The sequence below is a fragment of the Ruegeria sp. H3 genome, assembly GCF_056533095.1.
Window position 1 is genome coordinate 113,468 of sequence record NZ_JBQFOD010000009.1, and the last position, 25,530, is coordinate 138,997.

Genomic DNA, 25,530 nt, shown 5'->3' on the forward strand with positions numbered 1-25,530 from the left:
GTTTACTTTCCTTCAATGCTCAGCGCTTCGTTCACCAGCGCTTGTTGTTGGGCTTTGTGTTGGCTGGCCAGGCCCGTCGCGGGCGAAGCCGAAGTGGCGCGGCCGACATAGCGAGGCCGTGTATGTTTCGCTTTGATGCGGGACAGGACCCATTCGATGTTGGGCTCGATAAAGGTCCAGGCACCCTGGTTTTTGGGTTCTTCCTGACACCAGATCATTTCGGCGCCTTTAAAACGCTCAAGCTCATTGATCAGAGAATGCGCAGGGAACGGATAGAATTGTTCAATTCGCATCAGGTAGACATCGTCGATCCCACGCGCGTCACGCTCCTCCAAAAGGTCATAGTAAACCTTGCCCGAGCACATCACGACCCGCTTGATCTTGCTGTCGGCAACCAGCTTGGTATCCGAATTGCCATGTTGCGCATCGTCCCACAACACGCGGTGGAAGCTGGAGCCTGTGGTGAATTCCTCAGCGGTGCTAACCGCCAGCTTGTGACGCAGAAGCGACTTGGGTGTTACAAGGATCAGCGGCTTGCGGAAGGTCCTGTGCAGTTGACGGCGCAGGATGTGGAAATAGTTCGCGGGCGTCGTACAGTTCGCCACGATCCAGTTGTCCTGGCCGCACATCTGCAGGAACCGTTCCAGTCGCGCCGAGCTGTGTTCCGGGCCCTGACCTTCAAAGCCATGCGGAAGCAAACAAACCAAACCAGACATGCGCAGCCATTTACTTTCGCCCGAGCTGATGAACTGGTCGAACATGATTTGCGCGCCGTTGGCGAAGTCGCCGAACTGCGCCTCCCAGAGGGTCAACGCGTTGGGTTCGGCCAGTGAATAGCCGTATTCAAAACCCAGAACCGCATATTCCGACAGCATCGAGTCGATCACTTCATAGTGTGACTGACCGGGCCGGATATTGTTGAGCGGATAATACCGTTCCTCATTCTCCTGGTTGATGAAACCCGAATGGCGCTGGCTGAACGTCCCGCGTGTGGCGTCCTGACCGGACAGGCGCACCGGATAGCCTTCGGTCAGCAGCGAGCCGAATGCCAGAGCTTCACCCGTCGCCCAATCGAATCCTTTACCAGACTCAAACATTTGCTTTTTGTGTTCCAGCAGGCGACCAACGGTCTTATGCATGGCAAAACCGTCCGGTGTGCGCGAGAGCGCGGCACCGATCTCGGCTAAAGTATCTGGCGAAATGGCGGTCTCACCGCGCATGTATTCGTCTTTGTTCTTGTCGAGGTGCGACCACCGCCCGTCCAGCCAATCGGCCTTGTTGGGTTTATAGTCCTTTCCGGCCTCGAACTCATCGTTCAGACGGGCCTGAAAGGCGGTTTTCATATCCTCGATCTCGCCCTCGGGGATCAGCCCGTCTTTGACCAGACGTTCGGTGTACAGCGACAGCGTGGTCTTATGGGTCTTGATCTTCTTGTACATGATCGGGTTGGTGAACATGGGCTCATCGCCCTCGTTGTGGCCAAACCGGCGGTAGCAAAAGATGTCGATCACCACGTCCTTGTGGAACTTCTGGCGGAATTCGGTTGCCACTTTGGCAGCATGTACAACCGCCTCGGGATCGTCGCCGTTCACGTGGAAGATCGGAGCCTCGACCATCAGCGCGATATCCGTTGGATACGGGCTGGAGCGGCTGAAGTGCGGCGCGGTGGTGAAACCGATCTGGTTGTTCACCACGATATGCATGGTGCCGCCGGTCTTGTGCCCACGCAGACCGGACAGGCCGAACCCTTCGGCGACCACACCCTGACCAGCAAAGGCCGCATCGCCGTGCAGCAGAATGCCCATCACCTTGGTCCGGTCGGTATCCTTCAGTTGATCCTGCTTGGCCCGAACCTTGCCCAGCACAACCGGGTTCACCGCTTCAAGGTGGCTGGGGTTTGCGGTCAGCGACAGGTGTACGCTGTTGCCATCAAACTCACGGTCGCTGGAGGCGCCGAGGTGGTACTTCACATCGCCCGAGCCATCCACGTCTTCGGGCTTGAAGCTGCCTCCCTGGAATTCGTTGAAAATCGCGCGGTAGGGTTTGCCCATCACATTGGCGAGGATGTTCAGACGCCCGCGGTGCGGCATGCCGATGACAATGTCCTGAACGCCCAAGGCTCCGCCACGCTTGATGATCTGCTCCATCGCGGGGATCAGGCTTTCGCCACCGTCCAAACCAAAGCGCTTGGTGCCCATGTATTTGACATGCAGGAATTTCTCGAAACCTTCGGCCTCAACCATCTTGTTCAGGATCGCCTTGCGGCCTTCCTTGGTGAACTGGATTTCCTTGCCGTAGCCTTCGATGCGTTCTTTCAGCCAGGCGGCTTCTTCCGGGTTCGAGATATGCATGTACTGCAGCGCGAAAGTGCCGCAATAGGTGCGCTTTACGATCTCGACGATCTGGCGCATGCTGGCCATCTGCAGGCCCAGAACATTGTCGATAAAGATCGGGCGATCCATGTCGGCGTCTGTGAAGCCATATGTTTTCGGGTCCAGCTCTGGATGGGTGCTGGCAGCGCGCATTCCCAGCGGGTCCAGATCAGCCGCCAGATGGCCCCGGATCCGATAGGCCCGGATCAGCATCAGGGCGCGCAGGCTGTCCAACACGGCGCGCTTGATCTGGTCTTCGCTGACCTGAACACCGGTGTCAGCAGCCTTCTCCTGAATCTTCTTGCCTGCGGCTTTGGCATCAATCCCAGCCCATTCGCCGGTCAGCGCCCCGGTCAGATCATCTGTTGGCATGGGCGGCCAATCGGTGCGTGCCCAAGAGGGACCTTTGGCCTCTTTCTGAACATCCGGTGTAGCGTCACCCATCTGCCGGAAGAACTCGACCCATGCCGCATCTATTGCGTTCGGGTCTTTTGTGTACTGGGCATATAGCTGCTCTAGATACTCGGCATTGTGCCCTTGCATGAAGCTAGAGGCATGAAAGGCAGTGTTGGGCGTATGTTCGGTCATTGGGCTACCTCATATGGGTTGGGACCGTATTGGTTGGTGCCTGGCTGACTGGGGCGGGACAACCACCACAGCACCAGGAGGGGCGACACAAACAGGATCAGAAGTGTCGGAATGACGATCAGCAGAGTGGCACGGGTGAACAGGATATCCAGATTGCCGCCATGCTGGAAACTGGAGGCGAGCCCGATGCCAAAGAACAGGGTCGCAAACGCGCCGAGGATTAGAAGGAGTGGCAGTAAAGCGTAGAGGCCACTGCGCCCGGTATCATGCATCCGCCGCCACGCGACGGCGAGATGGGGGAAGAAGACGATCAGGCTGACGATGCTTTGCACAGGTTGTGAGGACTTAGCTGCGACGGATTTGGATGTTTCGGTTTCGGTCACTGCAACTTGCGTGAAGAACTGCGCGTCGATGATCCCGGCAATGACGCTCCAGATCACGATGAACAGGAAAAAGAACCAGTATTCGGGCCGAGAGGCACGCCCTGAGAAGGTGAAGAACTTCGAAAAACAGGTGCGGATGGCGTCGGAGAAAGTCATGCGAGACCCTCTTCACGCGGCGCCCCAAATCGATTTCTGTCTGGGTCGGAAGCAACCAGCATCAACCCGATAACATTGGACGCAACCAGCGCGCTTGTCACTATCGCGATTAGGAACACCGGAACAAAAAGAAAGATGGCCAGAAGAAACAGAAGAATGGGTCCGCCGATCAGCAACCCGAAACCAAGAAAGACATGATACCCCAGCCAGACGATAAATACTGTAGCGAACGGATAGAGCGCTTGATGCCCATCTTCGCCCGCGTCCTGCAGCCGTCTGCACATTGCTGAAAGCAGGGGCAAAGACGCGGCGGTGATCACCAACAGCCTCGAGGTGCCCCAGTTTACAGGAACGCTCCAGTCAAACAGCAATGCGGCGGCGATCGGCAAAACAATGGCGATTGGGGCAAACCACCAAAATTCAGAACGCGACGCCCTGCCCGTAAAGACAAATGTCTTTCGGATGCCTGTCGATATGGCTTGCTTTGGTCCCATCGTTACTGTTCCGCCCCGATTTGCCAAAGGTAAACCAAAGGTTTGATGGGAGGGCGCGTCTCGCCCACCCCCGAGCCGGACGTTGCCCCAAAAGCATATGTCCGGTTTTTGGTCACTTACCCAATCGCTTCCAGCACAGCCTCACCCAGCTGTGCTGGGCTTTCGGCCACGACGATACCGGCACTGCGCATGGCTTCGATCTTGTCCTCGGCACCACCTTTGCCGCCGGCGACGATTGCGCCCGCGTGGCCCATGCGGCGGCCCGGAGGGGCTGTGCGGCCTGCGATGAACCCGGCGGTTGGCTTTTTACGGCCCTTCTTGGCCTCATCCGCCAGGAACTGTGCGGCTTCTTCCTCGGCCGAGCCACCGATCTCACCGATCATGATGATCGAGTGGGTTTCGTCGTCGGCCAGGAACCATTCCAGCACGTCGATATGCTCGGTGCCCTTGATTGGGTCGCCGCCGATGCCCACGCAGGTGGACTGGCCCAGACCCACATCGGTGGTCTGCTTGACGGCCTCATAGGTCAGCGTGCCCGAGCGCGACACAACGCCAACCGAACCTCGCTTGTGGATGTGGCCGGGCATGATGCCGATCTTGCAGGCGTCGGGCGTAATCACACCGGGGCAGTTCGGGCCGATCAGGCGCGAGTTCGAGCCTTCCAGCGCACGCTTCACCTTCATCATGTCCAGAACCGGAATGCCTTCGGTGATGCAGACGATCACTTCCATCTCGGCATCAATCGCTTCGAGGATCGAGTCAGCCGCAAAGGGCGGCGGCACATAGATCACCGAGGCATTGGCTTCGGTCACATGCTTGGCTTCGTGGACCGAGTTGAACACGGGCAGGCCCAGATGCTCCATCCCGCCTTTGCCGGGGGTCACGCCGCCGACCATCTTGGTGCCATAGGCGATGGCCTGTTCGCTGTGGAATGTGCCCTGCGAGCCGGTAAAGCCCTGACAGATCACTTTGGTATTTTCGTCGATGAGGACTGCCATTTTTAGGAGTCTCCTTGATTAGATAAATTCGTGGTTTTGGCCGGTGGTCGATAGGCCGAATGCGCGTTGAAGACTGCACGATAGAGCTGATCGAAATTAGCCTTCAGAAGGGTCGCTTGGAACTTTATCTGGGTTCGGCCTTCCCAGAATCTCCGTTGAGCCGAAGCTTCTGGTGACAGGTTGAGGGCAACATAGCTGTTTAATCCAAAAGTCTTGGAAGAAACGGAAACTATGTCTCTCCAGGGAATCTCAGCTGGGGAACTTGGAAAGAAAGTGATTCCCGTGTTCGAGATACAGCATAGACTCTTGGGAAACCTAATCACATTAGTGATTTCTTTGATGCCTAACCAGCCAAAGACCAATACAGCAGACCAACCAGAGAGGTACGCTCGTGTCGGGTTGTTACAAGTATCGGACGTTTGAACCATCGAAATGCCGATAACAAAGAACAAGACGCATATTCCGAGAACGAGCGCGGTTCTAAGCTTTGAGCGCTCAAACACGACCGATTGCTGATTGGTTCCGCTACTGGACAAAGACTTAGCCCTTAACCGCCTTCACGATCTTCTCGGCACCGTCTTTCAGGTTGTCCGCCGCGATCACGTCCAGGCCAGAGGTGTTAATGATCTCTTTGCCTTTCTCGACATTCGTGCCCTCCAGACGCACGACCAGCGGAACCTGTAGGCCGACCTCTTTCACTGCGGCGACAACGCCCTCGGCGATGACGTCACAGCGCATGATGCCGCCGAAGATGTTGACCAGAATGCCTTTGACGTTCGGGTCCGAGGTGATGATCTTAAACGCTTCGGTCACTTTCTCTTTGGTTGCACCGCCACCTACATCGAGGAAGTTGGCAGGCTCGGCCCCATAGAGCTTGATGATGTCCATCGTGGCCATCGCCAGACCGGCACCGTTGACCATGCAGCCAATCTCACCATCCAAAGCGATGTAGTTCAGGTCGTATTTCGAGGCTTCCAGTTCCTTGGGGTCTTCCTCGGTCGTGTCGCGCAGCTCGGCGATATCCGGGTGGCGGTAGACCGCGTTGCCGTCGAAACCGACCTTGGCGTCCAGCACTTTCAGGTCGCCGCTGTCCGATACGATCAGTGGGTTGATCTCCAGCATCTCCATATCCTTCTCGACGAAGGCGTTATAGAGCTGGTTCATCAGTTTGACGCATTGCTTGACCTGCGCGCCTTCCAGACCCAGCGAGAAAGCAATACGGCGGCCATGATAAGCCTGATAGCCGGTGGCCGGGTCGACCGAGAAGGACAGGATTTTTTCGGGAGTTGCGGCAGCCACTTCCTCGATATCCATGCCGCCTTCGGTCGAGCAGACGAACGAGATGCGGCTGGTCTGGCGGTCCACCAGCAGGGCCAGGTACAATTCGCGCTCGATGCCCGAGCCGGCCTCAATATAGATGCGGTTGACCTGCTTGCCTGCGGGGCCGGTTTGGTGCGTGACCAGCGTGCGACCCAGCATCTTCTTGGCCTCTTCAGCGGCTTCTTCGACCGATTTGGTCAGACGGACGCCGCCTTTTTCACCGGCATCCGCTTCTTTGAAGCTGCCTTTGCCACGTCCACCTGCGTGGATCTGTGCTTTTACAACCCACAGGGGGCCATCCAGTTCACCGGCTGCGGTTTTGGCTTCCTCGGCGCGCAAAACCGCGCGACCGTCGGAGACCGGAGCGCCATAGCTGCGAAGAAGCGCTTTGGCCTGATATTCGTGAATGTTCATCGAAACTGTCCCGTCTGACTACGATTAAACCGTTATAGGGGTGTCTAGCGGGCAAGTTTAAAGGGTTTTTTGACAGCAAAGAGGTTTTTCACGAAGATTTTCACTATTTGTGATCACGCTTTTTTGGCGTGTGATCACAAATTGATAGGCCCTTGGTTTTGATTCGAATCCCACAATGCACATGCGGAAAACATATTCAAAAAAAGGGGTTTGCGACGGTTGCGCAAACATTTGAGATATGACGGACGGGCTTGGCACAAAAAAACCGGCCCTGCTGAGGGCCGGTTCTTGGAAGCTTTGAGTAAGCTTACGCCAGCGAACTGTCGATGCCCTTGCATGCGTCGATCAGGCCCTTCACGGCGTTGACCGAATTGTCGAAACCGGCCTGCTCGTCTTCGTTGAGCTTGATGTCAACGATACACTCAACGCCACCGGCACCGATCACGGTTGGAACGCCAACATAAAGCCCGTCAACACCCAGCTCACCATTGCAGTAGGCGGCACAAGGCAGAACGCGCTTCTGGTCTTTCAAATAGGCTTCGGCCATTTCGATTGCCGAAGTAGCCGGTGCGTAATACGCCGAACCGGTTTTCAGCAAACCAACGATTTCAGCGCCACCGTCACGGGTACGCTGTACGATGGCGTCTAGCTTTTCCTGTGTCGTCCAGCCCATTTCGACCAGATCAGGCAGCGGGATACCGGCAACGGTCGAATACCGTACCGAAGGTACCATCGTGTCGCCATGGCCGCCCAGAACGAAGGCGGTGACGTCGCGCATTGAGACGTTGAATTCTTCCGACAGGAAATGCGCGAAACGGGCCGAATCCAGCACGCCCGCCATGCCGCAGACCTTGTTGTGCGGCAGGCCCGAGAATTCACGCAGGGCCCAGACCATCGCGTCCAGCGGGTTGGTGATGCAGATTACGAACGCGTCGGGTGCATGTTTGGCGATACCTTCACCGACCGACTTCATCACTTTGAGGTTGATACCCAGAAGGTCATCGCGGCTCATGCCCGGTTTGCGTGCGACACCAGCGGTGACGATGCAGACGTCCGCGCCTGCGATATCGGCATAGTCGCTGCTGCCGGACATCGACGCGTCAAACCCTTCGGACGGGCCGGATTCGGCGATGTCGAGCGCTTTGCCCTGGGGCAGCCCGTCAGCGATGTCAAACAGGACTACGTCACCCAGTTCTTTGACAGCTGCAAGATGCGCAAGCGTGCCGCCGATGTTCCCCGCGCCGATCAGCGCAATCTTGGGTCTGGCCATTTGGAATATCTCCGGTCGGTTTTGAAATCGCGGTTGTGCTAGTCCTTTAAACGCCGCAACGCAAGGCCTCTGCGGCGCGGCATGCAACCGCATACCGTTTGCCTTGCCCTTGGTGGTTGCGCTAAACGGCTAATGAGACAAGCCAATTCGCAGGCCGCCACATGTTCGAATTGAATCTGATGTTTTTTGCCGTGGCGATCCCTGCGGTCATCTTCGCGGGTATTTCCAAGGGCGGGTTCGGGTCGGGTGTAGCCTTTGCATCTTCATCGATTCTGGCCATCATCCTGAGCCCGGGTCAGGCGCTGGCTCTGATGCTGCCGATCCTGATGATCATCGATCTTGCGACGTTGAAGCCCTACTGGAAACGCTGGGATTGGCCGAGTGCTCGCCTGCTGATGCTGGGGGCAATACCCGGCGTGATATTGGGGACGGTTCTGTATCGCGCGACCAATGACGATGTCTTACGCCTTTTGATCGGTGCGATTTCGATCGGGTTTGTGATCTGGCATGTGGCGCGTGCAAAGGGCTGGATTGGCGGTTTCACGGGGCAGTTGCCGCCATCGGCAGGTTTGTTCGCCGGATTGGTGGCGGGCTTCACAAGCTTTGTCAGCCACGCTGGCGGCCCGCCTGCCGCCGTTTATCTGTTGTCGCAGCGTCTGACAAAGACCCAGTTTCAGGCCTCGACCGTGTTGGTCTTTTGGGTCGTCAACATCGTGAAGTTTGTGCCGTACGCCTATCTGGGCCTTTTTACGTGGCACACCGCTTGGGCGAACATTCTGTTGTCGCCGTTCGCACTACTAGGTGCGTGGCTTGGGGTTCGGGCGCACTTCATGCTGTCCGAGCGGGTGTTTTTCGGGATCACCTATGTTTTGCTAACCCTAACCGGCAGCAAACTCATCTGGGACGCTTTGGCTTAGGCATTTGGCGGCAAGGCTTCTGCCAAAGTCTCATAGGACTGCCCCGAGGCGACAAGGCAGGTTGTGCCATCCGGCAGCGTGACGGTTATGGTCCAGCTACCTGTTTCATCAGAGGCGAACAATTCCATCACCGCGCCCTGGCCAGCGATCCCGATCCCTTTACGTGTTTCGCCATACCCCTCTGACAGACGTTTGATTACGTCCGCGCGCGGGGCGCAGTTGCGGCTCTGCGCGTTCACTTGCTGTGCGGCCAGCACCATAATCCCCAGCCCGATCGTCATGTTCAAAAGCGATTTCTTCATCTATGGCCCCTTCTGTCTGATCTGAGGACCAGCTTGCGAACAAGGGCAGGAGATTTGATTAAACCAAAGTGCGTTGCGTCACGAATACGCGCTTATGCTGCGATGCGGCAAATTTGACCTTGAAGTTTCTCGAAAAAAATGCCCCATTCCGCGCAACATTATTGCTTAGGGAGAGGTCAATGGACCCGCGTCAACGCCCGTATCGTTCGGTTTTGTATATTCCAGGCTCGAAAGAGCGGGCGCTGGACAAGGCGCGCACTCTGCCTGTGGACGCGATCATCTTCGATCTTGAGGATGCAGTCGCCGCTGACGAAAAACCCAACGCCCGCGAAACGCTAAAGGCGGCGTTGGCTGCCGGTGGCTATGGCGCGCGGGTCAAGATCGTTCGGATCAACGGGTTGGACACCGAATGGGGCCGCGTGGATGCCGAGGCCTTGCGCGACATGGACGCTGATGTGGTGCTACTGCCAAAGGTGAACTCCGCCGCGGATGTGGATGCGCTGGCCGCAATCACCGGTGATCTGCCGATCTGGGCGATGATGGAAACGCCACGCGGTATGCTAAACGCAGCCGAGATTGCCGCCCATCCCCTGATGACCGGGTTTGTGATGGGTACCAACGATCTGGCCAAAGAGCTTCAGACCCGCTTCCGCCCTGATCGCCTTCCATTGATGACATCACTGGGCCTGTGCCTGCTGGCCGCAAAGGCTGAGGGCCTGATTATCGTGGATGGGGTCTACAACGCATTCAAAGATACCGAGGGTCTGGCCGCCGAATGCATGCAAGGCCGGGATATGGGCTTTGACGGAAAGACCCTGATCCATCCGGCACAGGTTGAGGTGACCAACGCCGCCTTCGCCCCGTCTGACGCCGAGATCGATCTGGCCCGCCGTCAGATCGCCGCTTTTGAAGAGACCGAGGCGCAAGGGCAGGGCGTCGCCGTTGTTGATGGCAAGATTGTTGAGAACCTGCATGTTGTAACTGCCCGCGAAATTCTGGCAAAAGCAGAGGCGATTTCAGCTTTGTAAGCGGGGTAAGCCAGCATGGGCTTTGTTCTTCTGATTTTGGGCGTGGCACTATGGTGGGCCGCGCATCTTTTCAAACGCGTGGTGCCCGAACAGCGGGCAGCAATGGGCGATGCAGGCAAAGGCGTGGTGGCGCTGGCGCTGGTTGCCTCGATCCTCCTCATGATCTTCGGCTATCGCATGACCGATTTCATCTATGTTTGGGCCCCGCCGACCCTCCTGATCCACGTCAACAACCTGTTGGTTCTGATCGCGATCTTTATGATGAGCCCGGCTGGCCAGAAAGGCCGTCTGCTGAACAAGATGCGCCACCCGATGTTGGGCGGTTTCAAGCTTTGGGCGTTTGCGCATCTGCTGGTGAATGGCGATCTGGCCTCGATTGTCTTGTTCGGTGGTCTTTTGGCCTGGGCCGTCGTCGAAGTCATTGTGATCAACAAATCCGAACCTGATTGGACGCCGGGTGAACCGGGCACATATGGTATGGACGCGATGTTCTTTGTCGCCTCAATCGTTTTGCTCGGAATCATCGGATATATCCACGGGTTGGTCGGCCCTTCCCCGTTCGGTGGATAGGGGCAACCAGTCATGGCAAAGCTCTACCGATTGCTGACCGAGGAAGACACCTCCGCGTTCTGCCACAAAGTATCAGATGCGCTGGCCAAAGGGTGGGACCTGTATGGCGACCCATCCTACGCGTTTGACGCGGAAAACGGTGTCATGCGTTGTGCGCAGGCCGTGACCAAAGAGGTCGAGGTCGATTATTCACCTGACATGAAACTGGGACAGCAATAATGGCAAAAACCAATCCGGGCAGATTTTTCGAGGACTATTCCGTAGGGCAGGTCCTGCCCCATGCGGTGCCCCGTACCGTGACGGATGGGGAGCGCGCGCTGTATCACGCGCTCTATCCGGCGCGCCACGCGCTCTATTCCTCGGACGAGTTTGCGCGGTCTTGTGGGTTACAGGTAAGTCCGCTTGATGATTTGGCGGCGTTTCATGTGGTGTTCGGCAAGACCGTACCGGATGTCTCGCTGAACGCGGTGGCCAATCTGGGCTATGCCGAAGGGCGCTGGATAAAACCGGTCTATCCAAGTGATACTTTGCGCTCGATCTCTGAGGTGATCGGGGTCAAGCAGAACTCGAACGGCAAAACCGGGGTGGTCTGGGTGCGCACCCGTGGTCTGAACCAGCTGGACGAGGTGGTGATCGACTATGTGCGCTGGGTTATGGTTCGAAAGTCGAACCCGGATGCGCCGGCGCCGGAAACCGTTGTGCCCGACCTAAAAATGGTTTTGGCACCGGAAGATCTGGTGATCCCCGAGGGTCTGGACTTCTCGAACTACGATTTCACTCTGGCGGGCGAGCCCCATCGCTGGGGTGATTACACGATCGGTGAGACAATCGACCATGTGGATGGTGTGACCATCGAAGAGGCCGAGCATATGCTGGCTACCCGCCTGTGGCAGAACACGGCCAAGGTTCATTTCGATCTGACCTTCCGACCCGAGGGGCGATTGATCTATGGTGGTCATGTGATCTCGATGGCGCGAGCCTTGTCCTTTAACGGGTTGGCCAATGCGCAGATGATCGTTGGCCTGAACGGTGGTGCCCATGCGAATCCCTGTTTTGCGGGTGATACCATCAAGGCCTGGTCCGAGGTTTTGGACAAGGCCGAAACCAGCGTTCCCGGCGTTGGGGCTATTCGCTTGCGATTAGTTGCCACCAAAGGCGGTGCGCCGTTTGAGTTGCGCAATGAAGACGGCAAGTACCAGCCGCAGGTTCTGTTGGATCTGGACTACTGGGCGCTCATGCCAATGTGATTTCGTGCAGACCCTGCGATACATGCTAGGGTACTGCTATGATCCTGTTTCGCGCCTTGATCGCTTGCCTGTGTTTAACACCACCCGCTTGGTCTTGCGATTTGGCATTGGCTTTGGCTGTCGATGTTTCGGGGTCGGTCGACAGTGATGAATATCGCGTCCAGATGGATGGGCTGGCGGCGGGGTTGCGCGACCCGATTGTATCCGAAGCACTGGTGCGTGGGCAGGCGCGGTTGATGCTCGTGCAATGGACCGGTGCATCGCGTCAGCGGGTAACTATTCCCTGGACTCGGATCGACAGTTTCGACGCATTGGATGGGTTTGCCAGCAAAGTCGCACAAGATCCGCGCATCTGGCGAAACTTTTCAACGGCTATAGGCGAAGCGTTAGAGATGACGCTGGCCAGCTTTGATGCTGTGAACGATTGCAAACGTTTGTTGATCGATATTTCTGGCGATGGGGTCTCGAACGAAGGGGTCGAGCCTAATCAGATCCATCGCCTGCTTCGTGCCCGTGGCGTAACCGTGAATGCGATTGCCATCGAAGAATCCGAGCCCGATCTGACTGCCTATTTCTTTGAGAATGTCATCGTGGGCGAGGGTGCTTTTGTTGTGTCTGCCGCCGGGTTTGCTGATTACCCTGAACGTATTCGAAAAAAGCTGCTGCGCGAGGTAACACAGCAATCCGCCGACTTGAAATAAGCAAGGCAGATTCGTGATCACATTGCTTTCCTACTGAAATCGCTAACATAGGCAGTGCCGAATGCAATTTGTGATCACAGCTTTTATTTGCGTGATCACATATTGAAGAAATCACCCGTTTTGCGGTAATTTTACCTGTTTTTGCGGGTGCAGCACGTGACAGACCACCAAAAACCGGTAAAACGACAAGTAGCCAAAGTAAGAGGAGCCGCCATGGCCGATGTCAATCGGGGCAACCGCCCGCTCTCGCCACACATTATGATCTACCGTCCGCAGATGACCTCGATATCGTCGATCATGGTTCGACTGTCCGGTCTTGCGGCGTTCGCAATCGCGGCACTTGTTGTTTGGTGGTTGCTTGCTGCTGCCACGTCTGAGGCCGCATTTGCTGGCATCGACGGCTTTCTGCGCAGCTGGTTTGGTCAGCTTATCCTGACGGGTGGGGTCTGGGCACTGTGGTACCACACGTTGGGGCGCCTGCGCCACGTGATTTGGGATTTCGGCTATTGCCTGGATGTTTCGGTTTCCGAAAAGATGGGCATTGGCATGTTTGTCGGGGCGACCGTTCTGACCATCATCACCATGGCTTTGGTGTAAGGAGGATCGCGATGCAATACCTTACCGATCGCAAACGCGCGCAAGGCTTGGGCGCTGGGAACTCCGGAACGCAAACCCATTGGCGCACCATGGTTCGCGCGATGATACTAACCGTTCTGGTGCCCTTGTTCGTCTTCACTTTTGGTTACGGCATCGGCGGAACCTACGAAGAGGTTCTGGCCTATTTCGCCCGACCCTTCCCGGCCATCGTCACCGCCCTGACATTGGTCGTTGGCCTGCAACAGCTTATGTATGAGGCGCAGGAAACCATCGAAGATTATGTGCACGGGATCGCGGAAAAGATCACACTCGTTGCGATGTGGGCTTTTGGCTACACGCTGATGGCTGCGGGGCTGTTTGCCCTCGTCAAGCTGGCCCTGTGACGACGCGCGGTAAGGATCAGAGATAATGACAGCAGCATATGAATATGAAACCCACGAATATGACGTCGTGGTTGTCGGGGCAGGCGGCGCCGGTCTGCGCGCAACGCTGGGTATGGCAGAGCAAGGCCTGCGTACAGCCTGTGTAACCAAAGTCTTCCCAACCCGCTCGCATACGGTTGCAGCGCAAGGCGGGATCGCCGCGTCGCTGTCCAACATGGGCCCGGACCATTGGCAGTGGCACATGTATGACACCGTCAAGGGCTCGGACTGGCTGGGTGATACCGACGCAATGGAATACCTGGCGCGTGAAGCGCCCAAAGCTGTATATGAGCTGGAACATTACGGCGTGCCGTTCAGCCGGACCGAAGAAGGCAAGATTTATCAGCGCCCGTTCGGTGGCCACACGACCGAGTTTGGCGAAGGCCCCGCCGTACAGCGGACCTGTGCCGCTGCGGACCGGACCGGCCACGCGATCCTGCACACGCTCTATGGTCAGTCGCTGAAGAACAATGCCGAGTTCTACATCGAGTATTTCGCCATCGATCTGATCATGTCCGAAGACGGGCAGTGTCAGGGCGTCGTCTGCTGGAAGTTGGACGACGGCACGATGCATGTCTTCAACGCCAAGATGGTGGTGCTGGCAACCGGCGGCTATGGCCGGGCGTATTTCAGCGCGACCTCGGCCCATACCTGCACCGGTGACGGTGGCGGTATGGTGGCGCGTGCGGGTCTCGCCTTGCAGGACATGGAATTCGTGCAGTTCCACCCGACCGGCATCTACGGCTCGGGCTGCCTGATCACCGAAGGTGCGCGTGGCGAGGGCGGGTATCTGACCAACTCGGAAGGCGAGCGGTTCATGGAGCGCTATGCGCCCCAATACAAGGATTTGGCACCGCGGGACTATGTCTCGCGCTCGATGACCATGGAAATCCGCGAGGGCCGTGGGGTCGGTGGCGAAGGGGATCACATCCACTTGAACCTGTCACACCTGCCTGCCGAAGCTTTGGCCGAGCGTCTGCCGGGCATTTCGGAAAGCGCCAAGATTTTTGCCGGTGTCGACGTGACCAAAGAACCGATCCCGGTTCTGCCGACCGTGCATTACAACATGGGCGGTATTCCGACCAACTATTGGGGTGAGGTTCTGAACCCAACCGCTAAAGACCCGACTGCCGTAGTGCCGGGCCTGATGGCCGTGGGTGAGGCCGGTTGTGCCTCGGTCCATGGTGCGAACAGACTGGGTTCGAACTCGCTGATCGACCTTGTGGTCTTTGGTCGTGCCTCTGCGATCCGCGCCGGTAAGGTTGTGGATGCCGAGGCTCCGAACCCGGTTCTGAATCAGGCGTCGGTCGACAAGGCGTTTGACCGGTTCGACACGGTCCGCAACGCCAGCGGTGCAATCCCGACCGCTGATCTGCGACTTGAGATGCAGAAAACCATGCAGGCTGACGCGGCTGTTTTCCGGACCGCCAAAACCATGGCCGAAGGGGTCGAAAAGATGACCGCGATTGCCGCCAAGATGGACGATCTGCAGGTCACCGACCGCTCGCTGGTCTGGAACAGCGACCTGATGGAGACATTGGAGCTGACCAACCTGATGCCAAACGCTTTGACGACGATCGTTGGAGCCGAGGCGCGCAAGGAATCCCGTGGCGCTCACGCCCATGAGGATTTCAGCGAACGGGATGACAAAAACTGGCGTGTTCATACGGTCAGCCGAGTCGATGGCAATAAGGTTGACCTCAGCTATCGCCCGGTGATCGTCGATCCGCTGACCAACGAGGATGAAGGCGGCATCAGCCTCAAGAAAATCGCGCCCAAGGCGCGAACCTTCTAAGGAGTGAATTGATCAGGCAATGGTGTGCGAACGCCACATACCCAAGGACAACGCCCTGACCTTTGGCCGTTTGTCACCGTTTAGTGCCCGGAGGCGGTCATGACGGTCGAGGTGCTGCACTCTGCCCAAACCGATCCGAAAATCATTCTGATCGGTTTAAACCGCTGCGCGACGACCTCGCTCCACAGGCTGTTTCAGGACAGTGGTATTCCGTCGGTGCATTGGGTGGACCAGCAAGGCGATAATCTGGCGCATCGCATGATGACCAATATCGCCATGGGCCGCAAACCACTGGATGGGTTTGGTTCAGTTCGGGCATTTACCGACATTTCCTTTGTGAACGCGCGTTTCATGCTGGATGGCACACGGTTTTTCCGCGAATTGCACGCCGCATATCCAGACGCCTATTTCCTGCTGAACACGCGCAATGTGGACGATTGGATCGCCTCACGCGCGCGTCACAGCAATGGCGGATATCTGGAACGGTGTTGCAAGGCCAGCGGTCAGACCGCCGACGACGTCAAGCAAGGCTGGCGCCGTATGTATGACGTGCATCATGCCGAGGTGCAGGACTATTTCGCCGGAAACCCACGGTTTCTGCGCTTTGATATCGACCGGGACACCCCGCAGGCCATTGCCGACTGGCTATCCCCGGATTTTGACGTGAACATTGCCCATTGGGGGCATCATAATCGCGGCGCATCTGATCGCGCCCGGACAGGCTGAATGGAGAATTGACATGGTTCAACTGACCCTGCCCAAGAATTCCCGGATGACAACCGGCAAGACATGGCCCAAACCGGAGGGCGCGAAAAACCTGCGCAAGTTCCAGATTTACCGCTGGAACCCGGATGACGGGCAAAACCCGCGCGTCGACACCTATTTCGTCGACATGGATACCTGCGGGCCGATGATCCTGGACGCGCTGATCAAGATCAAGAACGAGATTGATCCGACCCTGACCTTCCGCCGTTCGTGCCGGGAAGGGATCTGTGGCTCTTGCGCGATGAATATCGATGGGATCAACACGCTGGCCTGTATCTATGGCATGGATGAGATCAAGGGCGACGTGAAAATCTATCCGCTGCCGCATATGCCCGTGGTTAAGGACTTGATCCCCGATTTGACCCATTTCTACGCTCAGCACGCATCCATCATGCCTTGGCTGGAAACCAAAACCAACCGTCCCGCGAAGGAATGGAAGCAGTCGATCGAAGACCGCAAGAAGCTGGATGGCTTGTATGAATGTGTGATGTGCGCCAGCTGCTCGACCTCGTGCCCGAGCTACTGGTGGAACGGCGACCGCTATCTTGGCCCCGCAGCATTGCTGCATGCGTATCGCTGGATCATCGACAGCCGCGATGAAGCCACAGGTGAGCGTCTGGATGAGCTTGAGGATCCCTTCAAGCTGTACCGCTGCCACACGATCATGAACTGCGCTAAGACCTGCCCCAAGGGATTGAACCCGGCGGCGGCAATTGCGCAGATCAAGAAGATGATGGTTGAACGTTCGGTTTGACCCAAAAATCGCGCTTGCCGAGTTGCGGCAAGCGCATGTCCCTGTTGCGAAATCAACCGATGTCGACGGGCGCAAAACACCCTAGATTTGCGATAGGGAGGAGTGATGGGATCAACTCAGGATCACTCCGATGAAAACAACACCACAAACCCCAAAACCGACCGCCAAGGAAGCATTGGAAATGCTTGAACAGGCATGGGCCTACTACACGCCCGAGCCGTCGACTGTTCAGTCGCGTGAGCCCGAGCTTTTTGAGTACGCAAACGCAGCCTGAGGGCTTGCCATCGATGGATAGAATGGGCGAAACAGATTCATGCCCATACTATTGCTTCTTCTGGCCGCTGGGGTTTTTGCCTACTTTCTATGGCGCTCCCGCACGTCCTCACTGACGCGAGAATGCCGATGGCGGCAACATCGCGACGAAGGCCTGTGGGTTTGCGCCTATTGTGGCGCGAAGGTGGAAAGTGCGGATAGCCCGACGCAGTGCTTACGGCAGAGTTCGGGCAGATAGAAATCGGGCAGAGGCGAACTCTGCCCGTTCAGGTCTAGCCTGCGTCCGGAAAAGCGGCGTGCAGTGCAATTTCGACCATATCGCCAAAGCTGCTTTCGCGGTCGGATGAGGGCAGTGCCTCACCGGTTAGCAGATGATCAGACACCGTCAGGACGGCCAGAGCCCGGCATTTGTGCCGTGCGGCAAGAATATACAGCTCAGCGGCTTCCATCTCGACGCCCAACACACCATGACGCACCATCTGTTCGTTTAGATCAGGGCGTTCATCGTAGAACACATCCGACGAGTAGATCCCACCGACGTGGGTTGGCGTTCCTTTTGCCTTCGCCGCGTTGGCCGCCGCCTGCAGCAAGCCCCAATCTGCGCAGGGGGCAAAGTTCAGCTCTTTCATGATACCACGTGATGGCGTGCTAAGTGTCGTCGACGTCATCGCCAGAATGACATCGCGTACATTCACGCTGTCCTGCATCCCTCCGCATGATCCGATCCGGATCAGCGTTTTGGCACCATAGTCCCGGATCAATTCATTCACGTAGATCGACAGGGACGGCATGCCCATGCCGCTACCTTGAATCGTTACCGGATGGCCATTCCAACGGCCAGTAAAACCCAGCATACCCCGAACATTATTGACCTGCTTGACGTCGTCCAGAAATGTCTCAGCCGCCCATTTTGCCCGATACGGATCACCAGGCAAAAGAACGGTTTCTGCGATTTCGCCTTGTTCCGCGCCAATATGAATTGTCATTTCGGCACCTATCTTGCTTAGATTTCCAGATCGGAAATATCTGCGCCAGATTTCAGCGCATCATGAATCCATTGCGGTTTCCGGCCGCGACCTGTCCAGGTTTGCGCCGGATCGGCCGGGTTGCGATATTTTGCTTTTGCCTTGGTGCCTTTTGCCGAACGAGGCGCATCATCGGACAATTCAGAAAGCGAGAAGCCAAACTCGGCCGCGGCTTTTTCTGCCGCTTTCAGCGCTTCTTTGCGTTCACGTTTCTCGGCGTTTATCAGCGCTTTTTCGACATTGTCGCGCAAAGACAACAGCTCTTTCCGTGACATTTCTTCAAGATTGATCCCCATTGGTATTCTCCGTCCAGTATTTCGGTGCTTCACGCAAAGATGCGTGCGCATTCACGCAACGCGATACCCTACCCCCAAAGAATTGGGAATAGAAACGGGGAATTTATTGGATTAAATGTCCGTTATTCTGCGGCCAGGTTTTTCGGATCCACCAATTCAACAATATCCCCCATGATCGAATTCAATTCGAAATTCTTGGGGGTATAGACTTTGGCGACACCCATGGCCCTCAGCTTCTCTGCATCTTCATCCGGAATAATACCGCCCACAACGACTGGTATGTGATCCAGACCGGCGTGACGCAGGCGGGACAGGACGTCTTCGACCAAGGGTAAGTGGCTGCCAGACAGAATAGACAGGCCGATGACATGCGCGTCGTCCTCGGCAGCGGCGGCGACGATCTCTTCGGGCGTCAGGCGGATACCCTCATAGCTGATATCCATACCACAATCCCGTGCGCGGAAGGCGATTTGTTCAGCCCCGTTCGAATGGCCGTCCAGTCCGGGTTTGCCAACCAGAAACTTGAGACGGCGGCCTAGCTTGTCGCTGACAGCGTCCACGGCGGCGCGCAGGTCGTCCAAACCTTCGGTTTTGTTTGAGACGGACCCGGACACACCGGTCGGACCACGATAGGTACCATAGACCTTGCGCATTTCTTCGGCCCATTCGCCGGTGGTGGCACCCGCCTTTGCTGCCGCAATCGAGGGTTCCATCACATTGGTACCGTTCTGCGCAGCCTCGCGCAGCGCGGCCAGGGCGGCGGCAACCGCTGTATCGTCGCGCTCAGCGCGCCAATCGTTCAGGCGGTTGATCTGCTCCTGCTCGACAGCCGGATCAACAACCATGATCCCGCCATCTTCGGTTTGCAGGGGCGAGGGTTCACCCTCGATCCACTTGTTCACGCCAACCACAACCGTCTCGTTGCGCTCGATCCGGTTTAGGCGTTCGGCGTTGGAATCGACAAGGCGGGATTTCATGTACTCGATTGAGGCGACGGCACCGCCCATCGAGTCCAGGTTCGCCAGTTCAGCACGCGCGCCGTTCTTCAGTTCTTCGACTTTGGCGTCGACTGCGGGGTTGCCATCAAACAGATCACCGTATTCCAGCAGGTCGGTCTCGTAGGCCAAAATCTGCTGCATCCGCATCGACCATTGCTGATCCCATGGGCGCGGCAAGCCAAGCGCCTCGTTCCAAGCAGGCAGTTGCACCGCGCGGGCGCGGGCCTTTTTCGAAAGGGTTACGGCCAGCATCTCGATCAGGATGCGATAGACGTTGTTTTCCGGCTGCTGCTCGGTCAAACCCAGCGAGTTCACCTGGACACCATAGCGGAAGCGGCGGAATTTCGGGTTCTCAACGCCGTAGCGGTCTTGCAGGATTTCGTCCCAAAGATCGACGAAGGCGCGCATTTTGCACATCTCGGTGATAAAGCGGATACCGGCGTTCACAAAGAACGATATCCGTCCGCATAGCGCCGGGAAATCCTCGGCCGGGACGCGCGGACGCAATTCATCCAGCACGGCGATGGCAGTGGCCAATGCATAAGCCAGTTCCTGTTCGGGCGTCGCACCGGCCTCTTGCAGGTGATAGGAACACACGTTCATCGGGTTCCATTTGGGCACGTGCGTATAGCAATACTCGGCCACATCCGCGATCATCTTCAGCGATGGTTTGGGTGGGCACACATATGTACCACGGCTCAGGTATTCCTTGATCAGATCGTTCTGAACTGTGCCCTGCAGTTTCGAGACATCCGCGCCCTGCTCCTCGGCCACCGCGATATACAGCGCGAGCAACCAAGGGGCCGTGGCGTTAATGGTCATCGAGGTGTTCATCTGTTCCAACGGAATCTGGTCGAACAGAACCCGCATATCACCCAAATGGCAGATCGGCACGCCCACTTTGCCAACCTCGCCCCGTGCCAACGTGTGGTCACTGTCATAGCCGGTCTGCGTCGGCAGATCGAAGGCCACCGACAGGCCGGTCTGACCTTTGGCAAGGTTTCCGCGATACAGCGCGTTCGAGGCTTTGGCGGTGGAATGACCGGCATAGGTTCGGATCAGCCAAGGGCGGTCTTTCTGCGTCTGCGTCATCGGTGGGCCTCGCATGTCGTTGGGTAACAAAATTACGTCTTGGGGTTCTAAAGCGCAATTTTCAGGCCATGTCAATTCGCTGCGTTGCGGCATTTCAAGTTTGTTCAGATTGTGAGCCGCTCCAATTAGTGGCACTGTGCTGACATGACTCAGACCGTGGAGCTTCCGCTGTGGCTTTTTCTGTTGATCGTGGTCTTTGCCATGGTCACCTTTGCCTCTCATTTTCTGTTCCCCTCGGTGCGCTGGTTTTTTCGGCGCCGGTTGGAACGTGCCGTATCGCGTTTGAACAAACGCCTACAAAGACCGATCCAGCCGTTTAAACTCGCGCGGCGGCATGACATGATCCAGCGGCTGATTTATGATCCACAGGTTGGTCAGGCCGTTCAACAGCATGCGCATGAAGAAGGCCTCCCCGAAGCGGTGGCCTTTGAACAGGCGCGTCGCTATGCGCGCGAGATTGCACCATCCTTTTCGACCTTTATCTATTTCAGCTTCGCCATTCGTCTGGCCCGCCTACTCAGCAACACGTTCTATGATGTTCGGCTTAGTTACACGGACGAAGCAGCGATCAAGAGGATTGATCCAGAAGCGACAGTTGTCTTTGTCATGAACCATCGCAGCAATATGGATTATGTGCTGGTCACCTATCTGGCCGCACAGCAATCCGCGCTGTCTTATGCGGTGGGAGAATGGGCGCGGGTCTGGCCCCTCAGCCGCTTGATCCGGGCCATGGGGGCTTATTTTATCCGTCGTAAGTCTGGCAGCGACCTGTATCGACAGGTTCTAGCCAGCTATGTCCGTCACGCGACTGAGGCTGGGGTAACGCAAGCCATGTTCCCGGAAGGAGGGCTGAGCCTGACCGGCGCATTGGGGCGGCCAAAGCTGGGCCTGTTAAAATATATCATCGATGGAACTTCGCCCGAAGGCCGGGATGTGGTCTTTGTGCCCGTCGCCCTGAATTACGACCGGGTTTTGGAGGATACGATCCTGACCCGTGCCGCATTGGGGTCTGAACGGCGATTTCACGCTCGGATCGGAGTGATTACGCGCTGGATTTTGAAACAGATCTGGCGCCGCTTGATTGGCCGTTACAAGCGGTTTGGCATGGCATCTGTAAGATATGGCAAGCCGATTTCGCTGAAACATTTCAGTGAGGAGGGTCGGAGTGATCTGATGACAGATCTGGCCCGCGAACTCATGCAGCGTATTGGCGCTGCGATCCCCGTGGTCCCTGCACCGGCTGCCTGTGCGCTGCTACGCGACAATGGTCCGTTGTCCGAGCAAGATTTGAAAGCGCGCATTACAGGGTTGATGAAGGCGGATGACGATCGACTGTCCGAAAATGGCGAGGCGGTGGATAATGCACTAGATCAACTGGTCGAGCGTCGACTCCTGAGCCATGATGAAGGTATCTTCAGCCTGTCAGATCAGCGCATCGACCTTCAAAACTACTACGCGGCATCCGTTCCGGCGCGTGCGATTTCTGGAAATACTGCAGATGCGAAAGAAATTTCTGCATCTGCTGGGTCATAAAATTACAAAATTTGCGCAAAAGCGGTTGCAATATTACCTAACGGTCAATATTCACATTTTGAGACGCGCGCGATTCTGCGGCGCGGCAAAGGTATTGAGAGAAGGAGGCCGGCATGGCTTTGGACACCGAAAGCGGTATCGCGTCGTACGAGGCACCCGAAAAGGACCTCTATGAGATGGGGGAAATCCCTCCGATGGGGTTTGTGCCCAAGCAGATGTACGCCTGGGCTATCCGCAAAGAGCGTCACGGAGAACCAAATACCGCGATGCAGCAGGAAGTGGTCGATGTGCCTGAGTTGGACAGCAACGAGGTTCTGGTCCTCGTGATGGCGGCGGGCGTCAATTACAACGGCGTCTGGGCTGCTCTGGGCCAGCCGATCAGCCCATTTGATGGCCACAAGGCCCCGTATCATATCGCTGGTTCGGATGCGTCGGGTATCGTTTGGGCCGTGGGTGACAAGGTCAAGCGCTGGAAGGTCGGAGACGAGGTGGTTATCCACTGCAATCAGGACGATGGCGACGACGAGGAATGCAACGGCGGCGATCCGATGTACTCGCCCAGCCAGCGTATCTGGGGCTATGAAACGCCTGACGGCTCGTTCAGCCAATTCACCCGTGTTCAGGCGCAACAGCTGATGCCGCGCCCCAAGCATCTGACTTGGGAAGAAGCTGCATGCTATACGCTGACGCTGGCCACCGCCTATCGGATGCTGTTCGGGCACGAGCCGCACGATCTGAAACCCGGTCAGAACGTTCTGGTTTGGGGCGCATCGGGTGGTCTGGGCTCGTATGCGATCCAGTTGATCAATACCGCAGGTGCGAATGCAATCGGCGTGATCTCGGACGAAAGCAAACGTGACTTTGTCATGGGCCTGGGTGCCAAGGGCGTTCTGAACCGCAAGGATTTTAACTGCTGGGGCCAATTGCCCACGGTCAATACCCCGGAATATGCCCAATGGTTCAAAGAGGCCCGTAAGTTCGGCAAGGCGATCTGGGACATCACTGGCAAAGGCAACAATGTCGATATGGTGTTCGAACATCCTGGCGAAAGCACCTTCCCCGTCTCGACCTTCGTGGTGAAAAAGGGCGGTATGGTCGTGATTTGTGCCGGAACCACCGGGTTCAACTGTACTTTCGACGTGCGCTACATGTGGATGCACCAGAAGCGCTTGCAGGGCTCGCACTTTGCACATCTGAAACAGGCGGCGGCCGCGAACAAGCTGATGGTCGAGCGTCGTCTGGACCCTTGCATGTCCGAGGTGTTCACCTGGAACGACCTGCCAGAGGCGCATATGAAAATGCTACGAAACGAACACAAGCCCGGTAACATGTCGGTCCTTGTTCAGGCGCCACGTACCGGCATGCGCACGTTGGAAGAGGTTCTGGACGCGCGCGGTTAAGACATCCACAAGTCGTCTTTCAGCACCCGCGAATCACCGTCTCGGTTCGCGGGTGCCTTGCTTTTTCGGACCAGTTTTAAGGCTATCAAGGGGTTGCAGAACCAACCCTCGCTGCTTTTGGGGAGTAGAAACCAGTGAATAGGCTGAAAAACATCACACATGTTATGGTTGTGTTAACTGTTCGTTAACTGTTTCAGAGAGACCCTGATGGCGCAGAATGAGTGGATTTTGGACGTATTGTCGGACCTCAACGCGTTCGCGGTAGCGAATGGGTTGACCGCGTTGGCTGAACAGTTGGATGACACCCGGCTGATCGCCGCCGCCGAGATCGCGTCCATCAAGGATAAGGCACAGGCGCCGGCGGATGGCAACAAAACTCGATTTGAGTCAAATCCTGCAGGATTTGGAAAACACCAGCACGCTTGACGAGCTAAGCGTCGTTGCCTTTCGATTACGCGATCATCTGAAGATCGAACATCTGACATACCATTGGGTTGACGGGGCCGGAGATCAATACGGCTGTACAACCTATTCTGATGCCTGGGACGCACGGTACCGGGAAAAAAACTATCACCGCATCGACCCTGTCATTCTGGGCTGTTTCCAACGATTTCATCCAGTTGATTGGAAGTCTCTGGACTGGTCTGGGAAAGTGTCAAAGGCGTTCTTGCAGGACGCGCTGGAACATGGGGTTGGCAATCAGGGATATTCGATCCCGATCCGGGGGCCTAATGGGCAGTTCGCGCTGTTTACTGTCAATCACAGTTGTGACGATAAAACCTGGCAGAACTTCATTGCAGTTTATGGGCGCGAATTGATTCTGGTGGCCCATTTCATCAACCGCAAGGCACTGGAGTTTGAAACGGATCGACAACCCGAATCGACACGCAGCTTGTCCCCGCGTGAGATCGACGCGATGACACTATTGGCCTTAGGTTATAGCCGCGCACAGGTGGCGCATTCCCTATCGATTTCCGAACACACGCTGCGGGTTTATATCGAAAGCGCCCGCGCAAAGCTGGGCGCGCAAAACACAACCCATGCGATCGCCACGGCACTTAGCCGAGGATTAATAGTGGTTTAAGCCTCGCACGCCCTGAGAACAGATAATTAACCACGACTCTGTACCCCTTTCGTTCCTGCACAGGACGACAAGGGGAAAAGTCATGTTGCGTTATCTGTATGCCGACGAGCTGCATAAGTTTCCAACTCTGGCCGAGGGGATGTTTCTGGATCGCGCGGATCAGTTCAAAACCCGATTGGGTTGGGATGTTCACGTCAATGCAAAAGGGGAAGAGCGGGATCAATACGATGATCTCAACCCGCTTTATGTCATTTGGGAAGAACCCGATGGCAGCCATGGCGGCTCGATGCGGGTGCTTCCAACCACCGGGCCGGTGATGATCAACGAAGTGTTCGGACATCTGAACGAGGGGGAACTGATTTGCAGCCCACTGATCTGGGAAGTCACGCGGTTTTGCCTGTCTCGCACAGCCAGCCCGCATACCGCCGGAGCCATCATGCTCAGCGGTGGCGAGATGATGGAAGGGTTCGGCCTGACCCATATTGCCGGTGTATTCGATGCCCGCATGATCCGGATCTACCGGATGATCGGCTCATCACCGGTTGTGTTGGGAACCGAAGGTAATGGGCGCGATCAGATTTCGGTCGGGTTGTGGCCCTACTCGGCGGATGACTGCAACCGTGTCGCCGCACGGGCTGGTATTCCAAGAGAGCTGTCCAGACTGTGGTTCAAAACGGCGTTTGGTTCCGGAAAACACCATCGGTTTGCTTTGTCCGCGTAACGAACGCGAAAACAC

Annotated in this window: 28 protein-coding genes; 17 read left to right on the plus strand and 11 right to left on the minus strand. The window is 56.7% G+C overall.

Annotated features, from left to right (window positions below; translation table 11 throughout):
- Window positions 1-2: 2 nt before the first annotated feature.
- From ACR0JE_RS12320 to mdh, 7 genes are all read right to left on the minus strand, one after another.
- On the minus strand, window positions 3-2,960 hold the full coding sequence (locus ACR0JE_RS12320; RefSeq protein ID WP_480864352.1) for a 2-oxoglutarate dehydrogenase E1 component: 2,958 nt from the start codon (window positions 2,958-2,960) through the stop codon (window positions 3-5).
- Entirely contained in the window at window positions 2,957-3,499 is a 543-nt protein-coding gene (locus ACR0JE_RS12325; RefSeq protein WP_480864353.1) for a DUF805 domain-containing protein, read from the minus strand. The genes ACR0JE_RS12320 and ACR0JE_RS12325 overlap by 4 nt, the downstream gene beginning before the upstream one ends.
- Window positions 3,496-3,993 (minus strand): DUF805 domain-containing protein, encoded by a 498-nt coding sequence (locus tag ACR0JE_RS12330; protein WP_480864354.1) that lies wholly within the window; start codon window positions 3,991-3,993, stop codon window positions 3,496-3,498. The genes ACR0JE_RS12325 and ACR0JE_RS12330 overlap by 4 nt, the downstream gene beginning before the upstream one ends.
- A 116-nt stretch (window positions 3,994-4,109) precedes the next feature.
- A complete protein-coding gene (sucD, locus tag ACR0JE_RS12335) occupies window positions 4,110-4,991 on the minus strand; it encodes a succinate--CoA ligase subunit alpha (RefSeq protein ID WP_170455655.1) in 882 nt (293 codons plus the stop codon).
- Window positions 4,992-4,993: 2 nt separating this feature from the next.
- Window positions 4,994-5,494, minus strand: a complete 501-nt coding sequence (locus ACR0JE_RS12340; protein ID WP_480864399.1) for an STM3941 family protein — start codon at window positions 5,492-5,494, stop codon at window positions 4,994-4,996.
- Between the two features lie 37 nt (window positions 5,495-5,531).
- Window positions 5,532-6,725: an ADP-forming succinate--CoA ligase subunit beta gene (gene sucC / locus ACR0JE_RS12345; RefSeq protein ID WP_480500114.1), complete on the minus strand. Its 1,194-nt coding sequence runs from the start codon at window positions 6,723-6,725 to the stop codon at window positions 5,532-5,534.
- 307 nt (window positions 6,726-7,032) lie between these two features.
- Window positions 7,033-7,995 (minus strand): malate dehydrogenase, encoded by a 963-nt coding sequence (gene mdh / locus ACR0JE_RS12350; RefSeq protein WP_480864355.1) that lies wholly within the window; start codon window positions 7,993-7,995, stop codon window positions 7,033-7,035.
- A 161-nt stretch (window positions 7,996-8,156) separates the two neighbouring features.
- Here mdh and ACR0JE_RS12355 point away from each other — a divergent pair, with 161 nt between their 5' ends.
- Window positions 8,157-8,912 carry a sulfite exporter TauE/SafE family protein gene (locus ACR0JE_RS12355; RefSeq protein ID WP_480864356.1) on the plus strand — a complete coding sequence of 252 codons (756 nt, stop codon included), beginning with the start codon at window positions 8,157-8,159 and terminating at the stop codon, window positions 8,910-8,912.
- Here ACR0JE_RS12355 and ACR0JE_RS12360 read toward each other — a convergent pair.
- Window positions 8,909-9,214 carry a hypothetical protein gene (locus ACR0JE_RS12360; protein ID WP_480544358.1) on the minus strand — a complete coding sequence of 102 codons (306 nt, stop codon included), beginning with the start codon at window positions 9,212-9,214 and terminating at the stop codon, window positions 8,909-8,911. The two genes, ACR0JE_RS12355 and ACR0JE_RS12360, sit on opposite strands and share 4 nt — an antisense overlap.
- A gap of 179 nt (window positions 9,215-9,393) precedes the next feature.
- Here ACR0JE_RS12360 and ACR0JE_RS12365 point away from each other — a divergent pair, with 179 nt between their 5' ends.
- The 11 genes from ACR0JE_RS12365 (at window position 9,394) to ACR0JE_RS12415 (ending at window position 17,367) form a co-directional block, all read left to right on the plus strand.
- On the plus strand, window positions 9,394-10,242 hold the full coding sequence (locus tag ACR0JE_RS12365) for an HpcH/HpaI aldolase/citrate lyase family protein (RefSeq protein ID WP_480864357.1): 849 nt from the start codon (window positions 9,394-9,396) through the stop codon (window positions 10,240-10,242).
- Between the two features lie 15 nt (window positions 10,243-10,257).
- Window positions 10,258-10,812 carry an NnrU family protein gene (locus ACR0JE_RS12370; RefSeq protein WP_480864358.1) on the plus strand — a complete coding sequence of 185 codons (555 nt, stop codon included), beginning with the start codon at window positions 10,258-10,260 and terminating at the stop codon, window positions 10,810-10,812.
- A 12-nt stretch (window positions 10,813-10,824) separates the two neighbouring features.
- The gene (locus ACR0JE_RS12375) at window positions 10,825-11,031 is read left to right on the plus strand and encodes a DUF1737 domain-containing protein (protein ID WP_480544356.1); all 207 of its coding nucleotides are present in this window, start codon (window positions 10,825-10,827) and stop codon (window positions 11,029-11,031) included.
- Window positions 11,031-12,059: a MaoC family dehydratase gene (locus tag ACR0JE_RS12380; protein WP_480864359.1), complete on the plus strand. Its 1,029-nt coding sequence runs from the start codon at window positions 11,031-11,033 to the stop codon at window positions 12,057-12,059. The genes ACR0JE_RS12375 and ACR0JE_RS12380 overlap by 1 nt, the downstream gene beginning before the upstream one ends.
- 38 nt (window positions 12,060-12,097) lie before the next feature.
- Window positions 12,098-12,760 (plus strand): DUF1194 domain-containing protein, encoded by a 663-nt coding sequence (locus ACR0JE_RS12385; protein ID WP_480544354.1) that lies wholly within the window; start codon window positions 12,098-12,100, stop codon window positions 12,758-12,760.
- Window positions 12,761-12,973: 213 nt separating this feature from the next.
- A complete protein-coding gene (sdhC, locus tag ACR0JE_RS12390) occupies window positions 12,974-13,357 on the plus strand; it encodes a succinate dehydrogenase, cytochrome b556 subunit (protein ID WP_480544353.1) in 384 nt (127 codons plus the stop codon).
- An 11-nt stretch (window positions 13,358-13,368) separates the two neighbouring features.
- Complete coding sequence (locus ACR0JE_RS12395) at window positions 13,369-13,740, plus strand: succinate dehydrogenase, hydrophobic membrane anchor protein (RefSeq protein WP_480544352.1); 372 nt, start codon at window positions 13,369-13,371, stop codon at window positions 13,738-13,740.
- 25 nt (window positions 13,741-13,765) lie between these two features.
- Window positions 13,766-15,574 (plus strand): succinate dehydrogenase flavoprotein subunit, encoded by a 1,809-nt coding sequence (gene sdhA, locus ACR0JE_RS12400; protein ID WP_480548553.1) that lies wholly within the window; start codon window positions 13,766-13,768, stop codon window positions 15,572-15,574.
- A gap of 99 nt (window positions 15,575-15,673) precedes the next feature.
- The gene (locus ACR0JE_RS12405; RefSeq protein ID WP_480864360.1) at window positions 15,674-16,300 is read left to right on the plus strand and encodes a sulfotransferase; all 627 of its coding nucleotides are present in this window, start codon (window positions 15,674-15,676) and stop codon (window positions 16,298-16,300) included.
- 13 nt (window positions 16,301-16,313) lie between these two features.
- Window positions 16,314-17,093, plus strand: coding sequence for a succinate dehydrogenase iron-sulfur subunit (locus ACR0JE_RS12410; protein ID WP_170535844.1), 780 nt, complete (start codon window positions 16,314-16,316; stop codon window positions 17,091-17,093).
- A 130-nt stretch (window positions 17,094-17,223) separates the two neighbouring features.
- Complete coding sequence (locus tag ACR0JE_RS12415) at window positions 17,224-17,367, plus strand: hypothetical protein (RefSeq protein WP_353011959.1); 144 nt, start codon at window positions 17,224-17,226, stop codon at window positions 17,365-17,367.
- Between the two features lie 271 nt (window positions 17,368-17,638).
- Here ACR0JE_RS12415 and deoD read toward each other — a convergent pair whose 3' ends face one another.
- The 3 genes from deoD to ACR0JE_RS12430 form a co-directional block, all read right to left on the minus strand.
- On the minus strand, window positions 17,639-18,352 hold the full coding sequence (gene deoD, locus ACR0JE_RS12420) for a purine-nucleoside phosphorylase (RefSeq protein WP_480864361.1): 714 nt from the start codon (window positions 18,350-18,352) through the stop codon (window positions 17,639-17,641).
- A 17-nt stretch (window positions 18,353-18,369) separates the two neighbouring features.
- Complete coding sequence (locus ACR0JE_RS12425; RefSeq protein ID WP_480864362.1) at window positions 18,370-18,687, minus strand: H-NS histone family protein; 318 nt, start codon at window positions 18,685-18,687, stop codon at window positions 18,370-18,372.
- A 122-nt stretch (window positions 18,688-18,809) separates the two neighbouring features.
- Window positions 18,810-20,777 (minus strand): methylmalonyl-CoA mutase family protein, encoded by a 1,968-nt coding sequence (locus tag ACR0JE_RS12430; RefSeq protein WP_480864363.1) that lies wholly within the window; start codon window positions 20,775-20,777, stop codon window positions 18,810-18,812.
- A gap of 144 nt (window positions 20,778-20,921) precedes the next feature.
- Between ACR0JE_RS12430 and ACR0JE_RS12435 the strand changes: the two genes are divergently transcribed.
- The 5 genes from ACR0JE_RS12435 to ACR0JE_RS12455 all read left to right on the plus strand — a co-directional run bounded on the left by ACR0JE_RS12435 (window position 20,922) and on the right by ACR0JE_RS12455 (window position 25,515).
- Window positions 20,922-22,310 carry a 1-acyl-sn-glycerol-3-phosphate acyltransferase gene (locus ACR0JE_RS12435; RefSeq protein ID WP_480864364.1) on the plus strand — a complete coding sequence of 463 codons (1,389 nt, stop codon included), beginning with the start codon at window positions 20,922-20,924 and terminating at the stop codon, window positions 22,308-22,310.
- Window positions 22,311-22,423: 113 nt separating this feature from the next.
- Window positions 22,424-23,710, plus strand: coding sequence for a crotonyl-CoA carboxylase/reductase (gene ccrA / locus ACR0JE_RS12440; protein ID WP_480548563.1), 1,287 nt, complete (start codon window positions 22,424-22,426; stop codon window positions 23,708-23,710).
- A gap of 207 nt (window positions 23,711-23,917) precedes the next feature.
- A complete protein-coding gene (locus ACR0JE_RS12445; protein WP_170535599.1) occupies window positions 23,918-24,136 on the plus strand; it encodes a hypothetical protein in 219 nt (72 codons plus the stop codon).
- The gene (locus tag ACR0JE_RS12450; RefSeq protein WP_480548565.1) at window positions 24,075-24,794 is read left to right on the plus strand and encodes a helix-turn-helix transcriptional regulator; all 720 of its coding nucleotides are present in this window, start codon (window positions 24,075-24,077) and stop codon (window positions 24,792-24,794) included. The genes ACR0JE_RS12445 and ACR0JE_RS12450 overlap by 62 nt, the downstream gene beginning before the upstream one ends.
- A gap of 82 nt (window positions 24,795-24,876) precedes the next feature.
- Window positions 24,877-25,515, plus strand: coding sequence for an acyl-homoserine-lactone synthase (locus ACR0JE_RS12455; RefSeq protein ID WP_480864365.1), 639 nt, complete (start codon window positions 24,877-24,879; stop codon window positions 25,513-25,515).
- The last annotated feature ends 15 nt before the right edge of the window (window positions 25,516-25,530 follow it).

Bases quoted from the DNA above. Each gene is read 5' to 3' on its own strand.
- ACR0JE_RS12320 (WP_480864352.1), bottom strand. From the start codon at position 2,960: ATGACCGAACATACGCCCAACACTGCCTTTCATGCCTCTAGCTTCATG.
- ACR0JE_RS12325 (WP_480864353.1), bottom strand. From the start codon at position 3,499: ATGACTTTCTCCGACGCCATCCGCACCTGTTTTTCGAAGTTCTTCACC.
- ACR0JE_RS12330 (WP_480864354.1), bottom strand. From the start codon at position 3,993: ATGGGACCAAAGCAAGCCATATCGACAGGCATCCGAAAGACATTTGTC.
- sucD (WP_170455655.1), bottom strand. From the start codon at position 4,991: ATGGCAGTCCTCATCGACGAAAATACCAAAGTGATCTGTCAGGGCTTT.
- sucC (WP_480500114.1), bottom strand. From the start codon at position 6,725: ATGAACATTCACGAATATCAGGCCAAAGCGCTTCTTCGCAGCTATGGC.
- mdh (WP_480864355.1), bottom strand. From the start codon at position 7,995: ATGGCCAGACCCAAGATTGCGCTGATCGGCGCGGGGAACATCGGCGGC.
- ACR0JE_RS12355 (WP_480864356.1), top strand. From the start codon at position 8,157: ATGTTCGAATTGAATCTGATGTTTTTTGCCGTGGCGATCCCTGCGGTC.
- ACR0JE_RS12360 (WP_480544358.1), bottom strand. From the start codon at position 9,214: ATGAAGAAATCGCTTTTGAACATGACGATCGGGCTGGGGATTATGGTG.
- ACR0JE_RS12365 (WP_480864357.1), top strand. From the start codon at position 9,394: ATGGACCCGCGTCAACGCCCGTATCGTTCGGTTTTGTATATTCCAGGC.
- ACR0JE_RS12370 (WP_480864358.1), top strand. From the start codon at position 10,258: ATGGGCTTTGTTCTTCTGATTTTGGGCGTGGCACTATGGTGGGCCGCG.
- ACR0JE_RS12375 (WP_480544356.1), top strand. From the start codon at position 10,825: ATGGCAAAGCTCTACCGATTGCTGACCGAGGAAGACACCTCCGCGTTC.
- ACR0JE_RS12380 (WP_480864359.1), top strand. From the start codon at position 11,031: ATGGCAAAAACCAATCCGGGCAGATTTTTCGAGGACTATTCCGTAGGG.
- ACR0JE_RS12385 (WP_480544354.1), top strand. From the start codon at position 12,098: ATGATCCTGTTTCGCGCCTTGATCGCTTGCCTGTGTTTAACACCACCC.
- sdhC (WP_480544353.1), top strand. From the start codon at position 12,974: ATGGCCGATGTCAATCGGGGCAACCGCCCGCTCTCGCCACACATTATG.
- ACR0JE_RS12395 (WP_480544352.1), top strand. From the start codon at position 13,369: ATGCAATACCTTACCGATCGCAAACGCGCGCAAGGCTTGGGCGCTGGG.
- sdhA (WP_480548553.1), top strand. From the start codon at position 13,766: ATGACAGCAGCATATGAATATGAAACCCACGAATATGACGTCGTGGTT.
- ACR0JE_RS12405 (WP_480864360.1), top strand. From the start codon at position 15,674: ATGACGGTCGAGGTGCTGCACTCTGCCCAAACCGATCCGAAAATCATT.
- ACR0JE_RS12410 (WP_170535844.1), top strand. From the start codon at position 16,314: ATGGTTCAACTGACCCTGCCCAAGAATTCCCGGATGACAACCGGCAAG.
- ACR0JE_RS12415 (WP_353011959.1), top strand. From the start codon at position 17,224: ATGAAAACAACACCACAAACCCCAAAACCGACCGCCAAGGAAGCATTG.
- deoD (WP_480864361.1), bottom strand. From the start codon at position 18,352: ATGACAATTCATATTGGCGCGGAACAAGGCGAAATCGCAGAAACCGTT.
- ACR0JE_RS12425 (WP_480864362.1), bottom strand. From the start codon at position 18,687: ATGGGGATCAATCTTGAAGAAATGTCACGGAAAGAGCTGTTGTCTTTG.
- ACR0JE_RS12430 (WP_480864363.1), bottom strand. From the start codon at position 20,777: ATGACGCAGACGCAGAAAGACCGCCCTTGGCTGATCCGAACCTATGCC.
- ACR0JE_RS12435 (WP_480864364.1), top strand. From the start codon at position 20,922: ATGACTCAGACCGTGGAGCTTCCGCTGTGGCTTTTTCTGTTGATCGTG.
- ccrA (WP_480548563.1), top strand. From the start codon at position 22,424: ATGGCTTTGGACACCGAAAGCGGTATCGCGTCGTACGAGGCACCCGAA.
- ACR0JE_RS12445 (WP_170535599.1), top strand. From the start codon at position 23,918: ATGGCGCAGAATGAGTGGATTTTGGACGTATTGTCGGACCTCAACGCG.
- ACR0JE_RS12450 (WP_480548565.1), top strand. From the start codon at position 24,075: ATGGCAACAAAACTCGATTTGAGTCAAATCCTGCAGGATTTGGAAAAC.
- ACR0JE_RS12455 (WP_480864365.1), top strand. From the start codon at position 24,877: ATGTTGCGTTATCTGTATGCCGACGAGCTGCATAAGTTTCCAACTCTG.